Below are 15,075 nucleotides of genomic sequence, written 5' to 3' on the forward strand. Positions count from 1 at the left end.
AGTGGTCTTTCTTCAATCATTATTCGGAGCGGAAGCCGCCACCCAGGGCGCGCACCAGCGCGACATCCTGGGTCAGGGCACGGGATTGCAGATCGGTCAGTGCCCGCTGGTTGGCGAGGAAGTTGTCTTCAGCACTCAGGACTTCGATGTAAGTCGACAGGCCGCCCTGATAGCGCTGCTGGGCGATACGCCAGGCATCTTTGGCGGCTTGTACCGCGTCGGCGGTATCGCCGAGCTGGGGCCCCAGTGCCCGCTGGCTCATGGCGGCATCTGCCACGCCATGCAGGGCTTCGGTCACGGTTTGCTGGTAGTTGGCCACTGCTTCTTCGTACTCTGCCCTTGCGCCGCGATACTGGGCACGCAGGCGGCCGCCGTTGAAGATCGGCAGCGAGATCGCCGGACCGACGCTGCCGATTTCGGAGCCGGCCTTGGTCAGTTGACCCAGGCCCAGCGACTGCAATCCGATGAAGGCATTCAAATTGACGTTCGGGTAGAAGGCTGCCTGGGCGACATCGATACGACGGCTGGCCGCCTCGGCGCGCAGACGGGCTGCCACCACATCCGGACGACGTCCCAGCAGATTGAGGGCCAGCGTGTCCGGCAGACCCAGCGGTCGGGCCAGATTCATCTGCGGACGACTGATGGTGCGGCCCCGATCCGGGCTCTTGCCCATCAGCGCCGCCAGTTGATTGCGCTGCAATTCGATTTTTTCGGCCAGACTTTTGACCTCTGCCCGTGAGGAGGCGGTACGCGCTTCGGCCTGACGCACGCTGCCGAGGGTTTCCAGACCATTGTCGTAGCGCTGGCGGAACAGGGTCGCGGTCTGGCTGCGCACGGCCGTGGCGGCGATGGCGGTATCCTGCGCCGCGAACAGACGGGCCAGTTCGGCATAGGCACTGGTGATGGCCGTGGTCAGCACCAGTCTTGCCTGAGCGGCTTCCGCCGCGGCGGCATCGCGCTCAGAAGTCGCGGCGGCCAGGGCAGCACGATTTCTTCCCCAGAAGTCCAGCTCCCAGCTGAAGTCCAGGGTGCTGCGTGCATAACCGTGCATGCCACTGGGCAACATCGCTCTCGGCGTCAGGTAGTTATAGCTTTGCTTGGCCGAGCTGATGTCGGCGTTGGCCGAGACTTGCGGCAAGGTGTCGGCGTCACTGCTGTCCAGGTTGGCTGCCGCCTGCTTCAGGCGGGCATCGGCCACGGCCAGACTCGGGGCGCTGACCAGGGCCTCGCGGATCAGACTGTCCAGTTGCGGATCGCCATAGGCAGTCCACCAGTCGTCAGCCGGCCAGGCGCTGGCGTTCTGTGGCAGGTTGTCTGCCCAGCCGGCTGCGGGCGCCTGTATCTCGGGGAGTGCCGGATGGGCCGGTAACTGGGCGCAGCCTGCCAGTGCCAGCGTGCAAGCCAGCACCAGCAAGCCGGAACCTTGGGCAATTCGGGGTAAATGCATGCGGTTCGATCTCACGATCACCTCTTTTAACTAAACTGTACGGTACAGTCTGAATTGACAAAATGCCGCTGTCAAGAGAAACTGTACCAACAGGTTCAGTTAATGAAAGTGAGTGTGTCATGCGAGCCAAGTCTGAGATCCGTCGCCAGGCCATCCTGGATGTGGCGGAGGAGGTGTTCCGCGAGAAGGGGTTCGAGCTGGCCTCGATGTCGGAGATCACTGCCCGTGTCGGCGGTTCCAAGGCCACGCTCTACAATTATTTCGCCTCCAAGGAGGATCTGTTCCTCGAGGTGATGCACCGCTTTGCCGAGACCGCCATCCATCCCCTGTTTGAAGGGCTGGATGCGCAGCAGCCCCTGCGGCAGACCCTGCAGACCTTCGGCGAGTCATTCATCGGCTTCATCAGCCAGCAGCGCCTGATCACCTTGATCCGGGTGTTGTATGCCGAGTCAGGGCGTACCGATGTTGGCCGGCGCTTCTATCTGCAGGGGCCTCATGATGGAGAGATCAAGCTGGCGCAGTATCTGCAGTCGTGCATGGAGCGCGGTGCATTACGTCAGACTGATCCGCGGGTCGCCAGCTGTCACATGATGGCCCTGTTGCGCGCGGAAATTCTGGACCCCTTGCTATTCGGCGCCAGCGAGCTGGCGCAGCTCCCCCCGATCCCGCAGACGGTCGAGCGGGCGGTCGAGACGTTTTTGCTTGCCTATCGTCCCTGATGCCGACACCGGGGGGGGTAAAGGGTCACTAAACTCCTGGTGAAAATAGTCGATATTAGAACTACCAGACTGTCGCCACGGAGGTTGCCATGTATCGTGCCTTGCTGAAAAAGTACATTGCCCATCTGATGGATCTGCATGGTACGGCCTACTTTGCCGATGCTTTGTCACTGTGTGATCTGTTCCCCGGCGGGATCGACCAGGAAGAATATGTGGCGTTCAATGGCCTGGTCGCCGAGGTGTTGCGCGAGCGCGGCGAGGTGGTGGTGAGTGTGCGCGAAGGCTTGTGTTGATGGGGGTGTGGTGGCGTAGTCTCACCCGTCCTGAGCCACCCCGACATGTCGTTCAAGGTGCCATTCCGGCACGGACACGCCGCCACGCGATGGACTGTCCAACTCGGTCTGACGGAGACGGTCTGTCGGCTTGTCGTGATGGTGGCAAATTGAATCATCTTTTTTGTGACGAATGATCGAAGATCAGCGGGATGCTATATATCGATGATCAGCGGTCATTTGAGCCTCAGGGCCGGAAAGGGCGGTCATGAGTCAGGCAGGGCAGGGCATGAGCCCGTCAGTGCTGGTGTTGTTTACCATCGCCGTGGCGTTTTCGACCTTTATGGAGGTGCTGGATACCTCGATCGCCAATGTGGCGGTACCGACCATTGCCGGCAACCTCGGCGCCAGTGCCAATGACGGTACCTGGGTGATTTCCTCCTATGGCCTGGCCGCGGCCATTGTGGTGCCGATGACCGGCTGGATCGCCCGCCGCTTTGGCGAGGTGCGGACTTTTGTGGCATCGGTGCTGCTGTTCACCCTGGCTTCAGCCCTGTGTGGGCTGGCCACCAGCCTGCCGATGCTGGTGGCTTTCCGTTTTCTGCAGGGACTGGTGTCCGGGCCAATGGTGCCTTTGTCGCAGACCCTGCTGCTGTCGAATTTTCCGCCACAAAAGCGTGGTATGGCCATGGCCCTGTGGGCGATGACGGTGGTGGTGGCGCCGATCTTCGGCCCGCTGATGGGCGGCTATATCACCGACAACCTGACCTGGCCGTGGATCTTCTACATCAACGCGCCGATCGGGCTGTTTTCCGCCATGGTCACCTGGACGCTGTTGCACAAGCACGAAACCCCGACCATCCGGGGGCCATTCGATTTGCCGGGGCTGATGCTGCTGGTACTGGGGGTGGGCTGCCTGCAACTGATGCTGGATAACGGCAATGATCTGGACTGGTTCAATTCGCCGGTGATCGTGGTGCTGGCCATCATTGCCGTGGTGGGGTTGACCCTCTTGGTGATCTGGGAGCACGGTGATGAACATCCGCTGGTGGATCTGAGCCTGTTTCAGCATCGCAATTTCCGCTATGGCGTGCTGGCGCTGGGGCTGGGGTTCATGTCTTTCTTCAGCATGACGGTGCTGATTCCGCTGTGGTTGCAGACGGTGATGGGCTATACCCCGACCTGGGCCGGGATTGCCACCGCGCCCATCGGCATTCTGGCGCTGATCTGTTCGCCGCTGGTGGGGCGCAATATGCAGAAGGTCGATCTGCGCTGGCTGTCGACCCTGGCCTTCGTGATTTTCGGTCTGACTTCCTACTGGTTCTCAACCTTCAATCTGGATACTTCGCTGGGGCAGATCATGTTGCCGCGTGTGGTACAGGGGGTCGCCACCGCCTGCTTCTTTGTGCCGATCAATCAGATCATCCTGTCCGGCATCGAACCCAACCGACTGGCTGCGGCTTCCGGGCTGTCGAATTTCTTTCGCACCCTGTCCGGCAGCATGGGCACGGCCATCGTGGTGACGGTCTGGGATCACCGTACCCAGATGCATGAGGCCCGGCTGGCGGAGAACCTGTCCATTTACAGCGATTCAACTCAACGCTATCTGGATGGTCTGGGGCAGTTGGGGCTGCAGGGCGAAGCTGCCTGGCGCCAGTTGTCCGGCATGGTGCATCAGCAAAGCGCCATGGTGGCGACCACCGAGGTGTTCTGGCTGATTGCGCTGGTGTTTTTCGGCCTGATCGTGGCGATCTGGCAGACACGACCGCCGTTCGGCTCGGCCGGGGGTGGGGGCGGGCACTAATCAGCCGGAGTCTGGTCTTTCATGCTGCAGTCTGCTTGATGCCATGGGCAGGCGGCTGTCCAGGCGTGTTGGCGTGGACGCTCGCTTCTTTCGGGGCCGTGCTCAGCGCGGCCCCTCTCTCGTTCACGATGGGGGCCATGATATTGATCTTCTTGCTGGAGTGGGTGTCTTTCTGGGTCGATGTCATTTGTGGTCATATCGGCGGTCAGTTCGCCCGGGGCAAAGTCAGTGCGCGCAAGGGGGCCTCAATCTGTGCGCTCGCGCTATTGGTTTATGGCATCGCGCTGGATCTCATCGACTCACATCAGGAGAAGAAGCTCTTCACCTTATCTGGCATTGGGCTTTCGGCAGGCGTTGCTGTCGGTATGTGGTTCGTGTTCTATGGCCTGTTACGGTTCATGGGGTGGCTGGATCAACGCTGCCCGGGCAGCCAAAGAACAGATCGCTGTTCGCCAAGCGAAGTCGGCAAAAAATCAGATGGATCAATGAACGGGCGAGAATATGGAGAAACGCAGCGATGATGGCTGCCTTGCTTGAGTGGCTGTTCGTCTTCCCTGCCTTGGCGATTCATCGCTGCCATCCCGCGACGCAATGCAAAAACGCCACCCCAAGGGGTGGCGTTGTGGTTTGAGACCAAGAGGGGTCAGGCGCCGTAACGGTGTTCGTTCAGGCTGTCGGCTTCCTGTTTCCTGAACTGACCGAAGCGCGGCAGGAACTTGTCCCAGTCGATGACATGGCCGTCGATTTCCGGGCCGTCGATGCAGGCGTGCTTGCGGACCAGCTTGCCGTCGACATTGACCGGCACCATGCAGGCACCGCACATGCCGGTGGCGTCGACCATGATCGAGTTGAGGCTGGCCACGGTCTTGGCCTGGTAAGGGCGGGTCTGGTCGCAGACGGCACGCATCATCATCGGCGGGCCGATGGTGATGACTTCGGCGATCGGACGGCCCTTGCCGGCCTGGTTGTCGTCCAGCATCTGTTGCAGCGGCGTGGTGACAAAGCCCTGCATGCCGAGTGAACCGTCGTTACTGGTGTAGATCACCTCGAGCAGATCGCCGAACTCGGCCTTGAGCATGGCCACACGGTCGGTCGGGCCGTCCCAGAAGGCCAGGTCCGCGCTGCGTACCCCGGAAATCAGGGTGCAGTGGTTGCCCATGCGCAGATGCTCACGCAGGATCGGGTACACCGGCGGCAGACCGACACCACCGGCGGTGAATACCACCGTGGCGTTGTCATCGTAGCGGTGCAGCTGGCTCGGCAGGCCCAGCGGTCCGGCGATGCCGGCAAAGGCTTCGCCCACCTGCATGCGATTGATGGCGATACTGCTGGCGCCGACGCCCTGGATCACCAGGGTGATGGTGCCTTTCTCGACATTCCAGTCAGCCAGGGTCAGCGGAATCAGCTCGCCCTTGGGCCAGGCCAGCACCCGCACAAATTGACCTGCCCGTGCGGTGCGTGCCACCAGCGGTGCCCGGACCTCAATCTCGACGATGCCGGTCGCCAGTTCCTTGCGGTCGACGATGGTATGCGGTTCGGCCCCCAGTTCGGTGTAGTGACGCGCGCGGCTGACCCGGTCGCGGATTTCATCTGTGGTGCAATCGATGGTGCCGAGAATTTCGCGGGCGGCCGACTGACCGTCACCTGCCGCACGGATGGCGGTGGAGCCGCCGCGGGTGGCGTCGCCACCGGAGAACACGCCTTCCAGCGAGGTCTGCTGCGAGCCGCCGCTGACTTCCAGCGTGGCCCAGCGAGTGGTTTTCAGACGGGGTTCCGAGTCCTTGATGATCGGGTTGGCATCGTTGCCGAGTGCCATGATCACCAGATCGACGGCCATCAGCTCGCTCTCGCCGGTCGGTTTCGGACTGCGGCGGCCGGAGGCATCCGGCTCGCCCAGGGCCATGACTTCCAGGCGGGCGTGGCGGACAAAATGGGTCTTGTCATCGCCGAGGAATTCACTCGGTGCACGCAGCACCTTGAGGTGAATGCCTTCTTCCAGCGCGTGGTGCAGCTCTTCCACCCGGGCCGGCATTTCGTCACGGGTACGACGGTAGAGAATGGTGACGTTGGCGCCGAGGCGACGGGCGGTACGGGCCGAGTCCATGGCGGTGTTGCCACCGCCGATGACCACCACTTCCTTGCCACGGGTTTCCGGCAGCGGGGTGGCGAACTCGTTCTTCAGACCCTGCATCAGGTTGACGCGGGTGAGGAACTCGTTGGCCGACATCACGTTGAGCAGATGCTCGCCGGGCACGTTCATGAAGCGCGGCAGGCCGGCACCGGTGCCGACAAACACACGGTAGAAGCCGGCGTCTTTCAGCGACTGGATGCTGGCGGTCTTGCCGACCACGAAGTTGGTGACAAAACGGCCACCCAGGCGCTTGATCTTGCCGACCACGTCATCGATCAGCTCGTTGGGCAGGCGGAACTCCGGAATGCCGTAGCGCAGCACGCCACCCAGTTCGTGGAAGGCTTCGAAGATGGTGACCGGGAAGCCTTCGGCGGCCAGCAGGTAGGCATTGATCAGACCGGACGGACCGGAGCCGACCACCGCAATCGGTGGCTTGCTGGCCGTCAGCCACGGGTCGTTGAGCAGATCGGTCGGGATGGCCTGGCCTGCCTGGCGCACCTTCTCGCGCTGCGGCAGGAACCACTCGATCTGGCCGATCTCGATCGGCTGCTTCTGGTGTGCACAGACGCCCTGGCACTGCAGTTCCTGCGGGCAGACACGACCGGTGACGTTGGGCAGCGGGTTGCAGCTCTCGATCAGCTTCATGGCCTCGTGGAAGCGACCAGTGCCCAGCAGGGCGATCATTTCCGGGATATGGATCTTGACCGGGCAACCGCCTTTGTTCTCCGCCTTGCCTTCGACGTGCTCGCCCAGTTCGCACGGGCGTTCATGGCACTGCTTGTCACGCAGTGCCTCGAGCCAGACGAACAGGTCAACTTCACGGGCAGAGAAGCCGACGTTCATGTAGCCGAGATAGCCCTGGTTGACCAGGCCGAAGTCGTCCGAGCGTTCTTCCGCCGAGCGCACATAGGGCGGAATGTAGCTCTGCGCCGGCCAGTTTTCCGACAGGCCCTTGAACATCGGGTAGCGCCCGGACAGGTGCTGGTCGATGCCCTGGATGAACTTGCGCTTGAGTTTCAGCGGCAGGTTCCAGACAAAGCGCATCAGCAGCAGGGCGGTGTCGTCTTCGCGCAGCAGGGCTTGCCAGAAGGCTTGTACGAAGTCGCCCCCCAGCTCGTCCTGCTGGAATTCCCATACCACCGCCTGCATGCCGTCGCCGATGAACAGCTCGCGGAATGACTCGGGTTGGTTGATCAGACGGCGCTGCAGCAGCGCCATCTGCCGTTTGTAAGCCTCGACAGCCTCGGTTTCCTCGAGGCGGGCGACTTCCTCGCGCGAACGCGCCAGGTCGTCGCCGACCGCAACGAAACGCTGCAGGTCTGCCGGGTTGAAAGCGCTTGTGTTCGGGTTCATCGAATCACCTCGGCATCACAATTGGCGATCACGCGGGCCACGCGGCTCTTCAGATCGTCGGTGACAGTCACCTTGTCCAGGGCGCCCGGGATCAGCTGGGCCACGTCGCGGCTTTCGCCCTCGACGACCACCCGGGTCTTTTCGAACAGCTCCGGCAGTTCCTGATAGCAGGTGTTGCAGCTGGTGCACTTGGTGTGATCGTTATCGTCGAAGACCAGCAGGGCATCGCCTGCTGCCGCCGGAGCGGCGGCACTGGCGGCGGCCGCCGGCTGACCGCCGACAGCGACGATCGGGATCTGACCAATGCTGGCCGGGGCCTTGCTGGCGGTGGCCAGGTCGGCCATGGTGCGGGCCATGGCGTCGATCGACGATTCGCGCTGTTCGACCGCTTGCAGGTATTGCTGCTTGAGGGCTTCCAGTTCGGCACGATGGTTTTCGTTCATCACGGCGACCTGACGACCGCTCAGGGTTTGCAGCAGTTGCCAGTTGCGACGACGGTCTTCGGTCAGGGCCACGATCTCGTCTGACACGGCCAGACGGGTCAGGCGACGCTTGCCATCCACGGCATAGATGAACGGCGTCTTGCCATCGCGGGCTTCCGGATTGAGTTCGACGTAGGCATCGACCGGGACGGCATCGGCGCTGTCATCGAGCTTGCTGAACTGTTTCTTGAAGCGGTTTTCTCCCAGGGCGAACTGCGCCGGGGTCAGGGCCACTTCCATCAGTTGCAGCTTGCCTTCCTCATCCAGATATTCCAGCGTGGTCTTGCTCCAGGTCTTGTCCAGATCCGGGTTGCCTTCCAGCGACAGGCGCTCGAACAGCGTCTTGCCGCGGCGTGGATCATGGACGAAGACCGGGCACATGCGGCTTTCCACCGCCAGGCGCGAATGCTCGGCCGAGGCGCGGTCGGCAATGCCGTGTTCGCCCTGGCAAGGCGTGTAGACGTCGAGCATGGCCGGGCCGTCGGTGTACTCCAGATAGGCCAGGGTGTTTTTCAGGAAGTGACCGTGCAGGGCCGTACTGCTGACACAGGCGAACACATTGCCGTGGAAGGCGGCGATCAGCGCCAGTTCCTTGCGCTGTTCGTGCTTGCCGTGGTGGGCCTTGCCGAAGCGGGCCAGGTCGGAGTCCTGAGCGACATAGCTGGAGGTCGAGGCCTGACCGCCGGTGTTGGAGTAGGCGCCGGTATTGAGCACCATGATCTTGATCGGCGTACCGCTGACCAGGATGCGCGACAGGGCACCGAAGCCGATGTCGTAGTTGGCCCCGTCACCGCCGATGGTCATCACGGTCGGCAGCAGCTTGAGCTCTTCCGGCGTGAAGGTGCTCCAGTTGAGGTAGCGCAGCACGCTGTCGTGCTCTTCTGCACGGTATTCGCCGGCCAGTTCGAGTTGTGCCTGACGCAGGGCACGCACCAGCTCGGTTTTCTGGGCGGCAATCCCTTCGAACATCCCCTTGGCCAGCGGCTGGGCATCCTGGAACAGGCTGTTGACCCACGGGTCGTTATAGGGGTTGAACGGGAAGGTCGAGGCATAGACGCTGCTGCAGCCGGTGGCGTTGGCAATCACCGTGCCACTCTGGCCGTTGCCGGTCGGACCGCTCTCCATCTGGTAGAGCTGGTTTTCCAGCTTGGCACTCAGCTGGCTCAGCCGTTCGCGGGTCTGGTCGCCGGCCGGCAGGGCGTCGCGCTTGTCTTCCAGCGCAGCGATGATCTGCTCCAGCTGGCGGGTGTGCAGGCGGCGACGCTTCTCGGTGATGGCCTGGCTGGTGGACATCACCAGCCGGATAGCGGTGACTTCACCGCAACCGCGACAGCCGCCGTGGCCGCCGGTGGTGGCGTAGTAGTTGTCACGTACCAGCATCAGGCGCTTGATGTCGCCGCCTTGTTCCAGTGCTTCGTTGACAAAGCGTTCCGGGGTGCTCGGCAGTTTGGCCAGGAAGGCGAAGCGGCGTTGCAGGGTGTCGAACAGGGCGTTGTCCTGATCGCGCGCCTTGAGGGCACCCGGACCACAGACATCCACGCACTCCAGACAGCCGGAGCACTTCCACGGGTCGATGCTGACATTGAACAGACCGCCGGTACCCGGCTGGGCCTTTTCCATGGCATCGAAGAACGGCTTGGTACGCGCCACCGGGTAGTCGGCCAGTTTGGCGACCATTTGCTGGTAGTGGCTGCGCAGGGCCGGTGACAGCTCGCCCAGGGTGGCGACGGCGGCTTCGACATGCTCATGGAAGGGCCGCTCGGCCTGGTGGTCGCGGTAGGCGGCGCGGATGGCTTCGACCAGCGCGAACACCTGATTGTGCATGGTTTCGCGCTGGGCGCCGGTCAGCTCGAGCTGACCGATGGCGCCACGCAGCAGTTCGTGAATGTCATGCACGGCGGACGGCATGGCGGCATCCGGACAGACCATGGTGCATTCCATACAGCCGGTGCACTGTGCCGGATCGAAATCCGGTACGGTGCGGCGGAACAGTCCCTTGTCCTTGGCGCCGGCGGTCCCGGTCGGCATGAACATGCCGATACCCGGCAGTACCGGTGCTTCACCGATGGTGCCGCTGCGGAATGGCTTGGCCACCATTTCCTCGAAGTATTCCTTGTCGAACAGACCACCGGTGGCGGCGCTGCCGGCACGGCGGCACATGGCGGCCGACAGCTCCGGACCGGCAAACGAGACCTTGGCCGGTTCTCCGTCGATGGCGCGCAGTGCCGCGGAGTCGTAGTCGAGCGGCAGGGTGGCGGCAATCCCGTCACGGATGACGTTCATATTGCCTTCGACAATGGCCTCGCCCTTGCTGCCGAACTTCTTGGCAATCTGCTTGGCAATCTTGTCGAGCAGGACCTCGCGCTCGGTGCCGGCCAACACTTGCGGCACATGACCGGCTACCGCGCCGATGAAGGCAATGCCCATCATGCGGGTGGCCAGGGCCGGAGACGGCGAGTGTTTGCTGGCCACGCTGAAGGCATCGATCACCAGGAAGCGGATCTGCTTGTCACGGATGGTCTGGCGTGCGGCCTGCGGCAGCTCGCGCCAGATTTCTTCCGGCGAAGCGTTGGATTGCAGGATGAAGGTGCCGCCCCTGGCCAGGCCGCGCAGCGGGTTGGTGTGGCTGAATACCTTGTGGTCGGGCGAGATGACGATTTCGACATCTTCCAGCTCGGCGTTGGTGATCTTGATCGGTTCCGGGCTGAGGGTGATGTAGTAGTTGGTCGGGGCGCCGCTCTTTTCCGAGCCGTATTTCGGTGCGGCCTTGGAGTGCAGGTCGAGTGCACCGGCCAGGATGTCGGTCAGCAGTTTGCCGGAGGCGATGGTGCCGTAGCCGCCTACCGAGTGGAAGCGGATGCGGAAGGCGCTGTCCGGCAGCAGCCGCGGATTGTCGCCGGTTTCCAGCGCCATGCGCTCGGTTTCCGGATAGGCCGCTTTCAGGCGGGCCTGCAGCTCGGCCATGCGCGGCGACGGATCCTTGGAGAAGAACTGGCTGCCAAGGTAGACCAGCGGAGCCGGGTTGCCACTGGCCAGATGGTGGAAGGCGGCAATCAGGTGACGCGGCTGCAGGTCGTGACCACCCAGGCCGAAGATGGCGGTAGTCAGCATCGGCAGCTGCTCGATGGCGTCGATGCCTTCATAGCGCAGCTGGTCGGCGTTTTCGCGCGCCTTGAACAGCGCCTGGGTGACCAGGCTGCTCAGGGCGGTCTGTTCCGAGCGTTCCAGCACCATGACCGCCTTCTTGCCCTTCAGGGCAGCAACGATTTCGGCTTCCGGGAACGGTTGCAGCAGTTTGACGGCGACCAGGCCGACCTTCTCGCCCTTGGCGCGCAGGTGGCTGACCACGGCTTCCACGTCTTCGGTGACCGAGCCCAGGCCGACCATGACGGTTTCGGCATCGTCACAATGGAAGGTGTGGATCGGCGCATAGTGTCGACCGGTCAGTGCCGAGTATTCGGCCATGGCCTGACGCACCATGGCGGGAACGGCGCTGACAAAGTGAGTGCGGTGGTCGATGGCACCAGCCTGGAAGTCCGGCTGGTTTTGTACCGGGCCGGTCAGCCCCGGGTTGTTGATGTCGACCAGGGCCGGGACGCGCTGGCGCGTGCCCTTGGCATGGGCATTGCGCCACTGGCGGCGCCACGGGCGCTGCAGTTCGGCCGGCAGCCAGGCCAGCGTGTCGTCCAGCAGCTTGCCTTCGGCATCCTGTTCGATGGCCTCGGCATGCTGGTTCAGGTAGGTGTCCAGTGCCGCATATTGTGCATCGGTCAGGTCGGCGCGCTGGTTGTCCAGGTATTGGCGCAGCTGGGCCACGCGTCCCTTGGCACCGAACAGCATTTCCTGCGCCAGGGTCGGGGCCTTGATATAGGCCTGCGGGTCGCCGATAAACTCTGCCAGCAGTTCCGGCTCGGGCAGACAGGCTTCGCTCAGCATGTGGCTGGTAGAGAAGCCATCCATGGCGTTGGCTACCGGGATCAGCGAGTCGGCAGACAGTCGGTAGGAGATGGCGGCCAGGTCTGCCGCTTCCTGCGGGTTAGCGCCGAACAGGATGGTATAGCCGGCGGACAGCAGGGCGTAGACGTCGTCATGGCCGGCCATCACGTTGAGCGAATGGCGCGAGACCACACGCGCGGCCACTTGCAGCACGAAACCGCCGACTTTCTTGCCGACCGTGACGTAATGCGATTCCATGGCATACAGGATGCCCTGGCTGGAGGACGCATTGGAGATGTATTGCCCGCCGGTCAGTGCCGCGCCCAGCGCGCCACTTTGCGCCGAGTGTTCGCCTTCCGGGCTGAAGAAGAACGGATGTTTGCCCCAGACATTGACACTGCCGTCGGCACGGGCTGCCTCGAACAGCTCGGCAATTTCGGTCGACGGGGTGATCGGGTAACCGATGACACCACCGCAGACATGATTCATCACATGCGCGACAGCACCATTACCGTGAATGACACAGGGAATGCCAGGGTATTTCGCTTGATCGACTTTCATGGAGAGGTATCCAAGAGCTGGGTAAATTGTTATCTCCCGGGGCGTCGCGGACGCAGCGGGCACCTGATTCATATGGAATACTCAGCCCAAAAATCGACAAACTCTTTTACCTGAATCAACAATTGTCTTGATTCGGAAGCAAACCTTGCTTGCTTGATCTTTGTCAGCGAATCGGAGGCTTGATGTGTCGCAATTTTGTCATTTTACGAACTTATATGGCGTATACGTGAAAATGATTGACACATTTTTGTCTTGACGTGCTGTGCGTATTATCCAACAGGAGACTTGCATGGAAATGAAACACCTGAATGCCGGCAAGCTGCGAACCGCGGGCTATGACCGTGCCAGCCGCACGCTGCGTGTCGAGCTGGAGGATGGCCGGTGTCTGGATTACAGCGGGGTGAGCGAAGCGCTCTGGCAACGGCTGGCCGGCTCGGCTTCGGCCTGGAGTGTCTATCGGGACCATATTGAGGAGCAGTTCACTTGCCGGCCGGCCCCGCGTCAGGGAAAAGGGCCAAAGGCCAATCCGCTGGATGATTTGTTTGTCTGAGGGGGCGGTCAGGGAACCAGGGGGGCCTAGATCACGCCACGTATCCGTTCGTAGCCGGCGCGGCTGATCGGCACCAGCTTGCCGCCCTGCAGGCGCGCGGCATGGCCGTCGCGCCCATGACGCTCGATGGCCTGCAGGCGTGTCAGGTTGATCAGATAGGAGCGGTGCACGCGCACAAAAACCTGTGGGTCGAGCTGGGTTTCGATGTCACTCAGGCGCTGGGTTTTCAGCCAGCTTTTTCCCTGACTGCAAATGGCAATGTAGTCGTCCTGCGCCTCGATGTAATCGATCTCCTCCACGGCCAGCACATGGACCTGTTCGCGCTCGCGGATCAGGATGCGGCGCAGTGGCTGCTGGCTCTGGAGCAAGGCGTTCAGGGCCGGTCTGCTTTGCCCCTGCAGGGCACGGGCCTTGTCCAGGGCCTCGTCGAAGCGACGTTGCGAGAATGGCTTGAGCAGATAGTCCACGGCATGCAGGTCGAAAGCCTGCAGGGCGTGGGCCTCATAGGCGGTGGTGAAGATGACGCCATGGCGTCGTCCGCTCAGTGCCAGTACTTCCAGCCCGGTCAGTTTGGGCATCTGGATGTCGAGCAGGACCAGATCCGGGGCCAGCGTGCTGATCGCTTGCACGGTCTGCAGGCCGTCTTCGCATTCGGCGATGATGGTCAGGTCAGTGTGTGCCTGCAGATAGTCGCGGATCAGGTGGCGTGCCAGTGGTTCATCATCGGCAATCAGCACGCTCAGGGTGGTGCTCATGCGCGGGGCTCCTCGGATGGCAGGGTGATCTCGACCCGGAACTGACCATCATGGCGTTGCCAGGTCAGCCGGGCTCGTTGTTCGTATTGGCTCCCCAGTCGTGCCTGACAATGATTCAGCCCATGTCCGCTGTCACTGGCGACCACCGGGGCGGCGGGCAAGGGGTTGCTGACGGCCAGGTGCAGCCAGGTGTCACGCAGCGAGGCTTCGATATGGACGGTGCCGCCCTGGTCGAGCTGGCGGATGCCATGCTTGAGGGCGTTTTCCAGCAAGGGTTGCAAGGTCAGGGGCGGCAGCTGGCACGGGCGGGCCGCCGGATCGATTTGCCACGACAGTTGCAACTTGCTGCCAAAGCGACGTTGCTCAATGGCCAGATAGTGTTCGCACAGCGCCAGTTCTTCACTCAGGCTGATGGTGTCGCGGCCCGATAGTGCCACGGTGCGGCGGAAAAACTGTGCCAGATCAATGGTCATGTCGCGAGCTGCCGCCGGATCGAGGCTGGTGAGGGCGCTGATCGAGTTAAGGCTGTTGAACAGGAAGTGCGGATCAATCTGGCTGCGCAGCAGGCGCATTTCGGCATCGCGTGCCATCAGGCGTGATTCTGCTTCGGCGGTCAGGGCCTGTTGCAGGTTGCCGAATGCGATCAGGACTTCGTGGGTCAGCAGCGAGAGCAGATACAGTGCCACCCCGGCCAGAAACAGGATCAGCCGCAGATTGGCATCCAGCGGCATCAATGCGCCGGGCTGGCCCAGCAGGACGCCGGCGGCGACATTCCAGGCCAGTGCCATGGCCAGCCAGATGCCGGCCCAGACCACGGCCGTGCTGGTGAACAGCCAGAAGGTGGCGGCCAGCGTGCGGCGTGCTGCCGGACGGGCCCGGCACAAGGGGTAGGCGGACAGCAGGGCGAAGCCGCACAGCAGGCTCAATGGCAGGGCAAACAGCAGGGCCTGTCCTGTGTCAGCCTGATCGCTGAAGATCAGCAGCGAGGCAAAGACCAGGCCGCCCAGCAGGCAGGCCAGGCCATACAACAGCAGTTTGCGCACATCGGCCAGAATCGGATGCATG

At 62.6% G+C, this 15,075-nt stretch carries 10 protein-coding genes; 5 read left to right on the forward strand and 5 right to left on the reverse strand.

The genetic code is table 11. The features are described from left to right. Nucleotides 1–19: 19 nt before the first annotated feature. A complete protein-coding gene (locus tag JNO51_RS04690) occupies nt 20–1,447 on the reverse strand; it encodes an efflux transporter outer membrane subunit (protein WP_215781863.1) in 1,428 nt (475 codons plus the stop codon). A 119-nt stretch (nt 1,448–1,566) separates the two neighbouring features. Between JNO51_RS04690 and JNO51_RS04695 the strand changes: the two genes are divergently transcribed. The 4 genes from JNO51_RS04695 (at nt 1,567) to JNO51_RS04710 (ending at nt 4,763) form a co-directional block, all read left to right on the forward strand. Next, nucleotides 1,567–2,166, forward strand: coding sequence for a TetR/AcrR family transcriptional regulator (locus tag JNO51_RS04695; protein ID WP_215781864.1), 600 nt, complete (start codon nt 1,567–1,569; stop codon nt 2,164–2,166). 89 nt (nt 2,167–2,255) lie between these two features. Beyond that, nucleotides 2,256–2,459, forward strand: a complete 204-nt coding sequence (locus JNO51_RS04700) for a hypothetical protein (RefSeq protein WP_215781865.1) — start codon at nt 2,256–2,258, stop codon at nt 2,457–2,459. 247 nt (nt 2,460–2,706) lie between these two features. Then, the gene (locus tag JNO51_RS04705) at nt 2,707–4,242 is read left to right on the forward strand and encodes a DHA2 family efflux MFS transporter permease subunit (protein ID WP_252346189.1); all 1,536 of its coding nucleotides are present in this window, start codon (nt 2,707–2,709) and stop codon (nt 4,240–4,242) included. A 137-nt stretch (nt 4,243–4,379) separates the two neighbouring features. Next, nucleotides 4,380–4,763 carry a hypothetical protein gene (locus JNO51_RS04710; protein ID WP_215781866.1) on the forward strand — a complete coding sequence of 128 codons (384 nt, stop codon included), beginning with the start codon at nt 4,380–4,382 and terminating at the stop codon, nt 4,761–4,763. A gap of 122 nt (nt 4,764–4,885) precedes the next feature. Here the strand turns inward: JNO51_RS04710 and JNO51_RS04715 are convergent, their stop codons facing one another. Together JNO51_RS04715 and JNO51_RS04720 are read right to left on the reverse strand one after the other, a co-directional pair. Further along, nucleotides 4,886–7,726 carry a sulfide/dihydroorotate dehydrogenase-like FAD/NAD-binding protein gene (locus tag JNO51_RS04715; RefSeq protein WP_215781867.1) on the reverse strand — a complete coding sequence of 947 codons (2,841 nt, stop codon included), beginning with the start codon at nt 7,724–7,726 and terminating at the stop codon, nt 4,886–4,888. Continuing rightward, nucleotides 7,723–12,705: a 2-oxoacid:acceptor oxidoreductase family protein gene (locus JNO51_RS04720; protein WP_215781868.1), complete on the reverse strand. Its 4,983-nt coding sequence runs from the start codon at nt 12,703–12,705 to the stop codon at nt 7,723–7,725. The genes JNO51_RS04715 and JNO51_RS04720 overlap by 4 nt, the downstream gene beginning before the upstream one ends. Before the next feature lie 289 nt (nt 12,706–12,994). Here JNO51_RS04720 and JNO51_RS04725 point away from each other — a divergent pair, with 289 nt between their 5' ends. Continuing rightward, complete coding sequence (locus JNO51_RS04725; protein ID WP_215781869.1) at nt 12,995–13,255, forward strand: KTSC domain-containing protein; 261 nt, start codon at nt 12,995–12,997, stop codon at nt 13,253–13,255. Nucleotides 13,256–13,281: 26 nt separating this feature from the next. On the opposite strand, the gene JNO51_RS04730 is transcribed toward JNO51_RS04725, so the two are convergent. Then, complete coding sequence (locus tag JNO51_RS04730; protein ID WP_215781870.1) at nt 13,282–14,010, reverse strand: LytTR family DNA-binding domain-containing protein; 729 nt, start codon at nt 14,008–14,010, stop codon at nt 13,282–13,284. Beyond that, the gene (locus JNO51_RS04735) at nt 14,007–15,074 is read right to left on the reverse strand and encodes a sensor histidine kinase (protein WP_215781871.1); all 1,068 of its coding nucleotides are present in this window, start codon (nt 15,072–15,074) and stop codon (nt 14,007–14,009) included. Before JNO51_RS04735 ends, JNO51_RS04730 begins: the two co-directional genes overlap by 4 nt. Between the last annotated feature and the right edge of the window lies 1 nt (nt 15,075).

Source organism: Paludibacterium sp. B53371, from assembly GCF_018802765.1.
GTDB lineage: Bacteria > Pseudomonadota > Gammaproteobacteria > Burkholderiales > Chromobacteriaceae > Paludibacterium.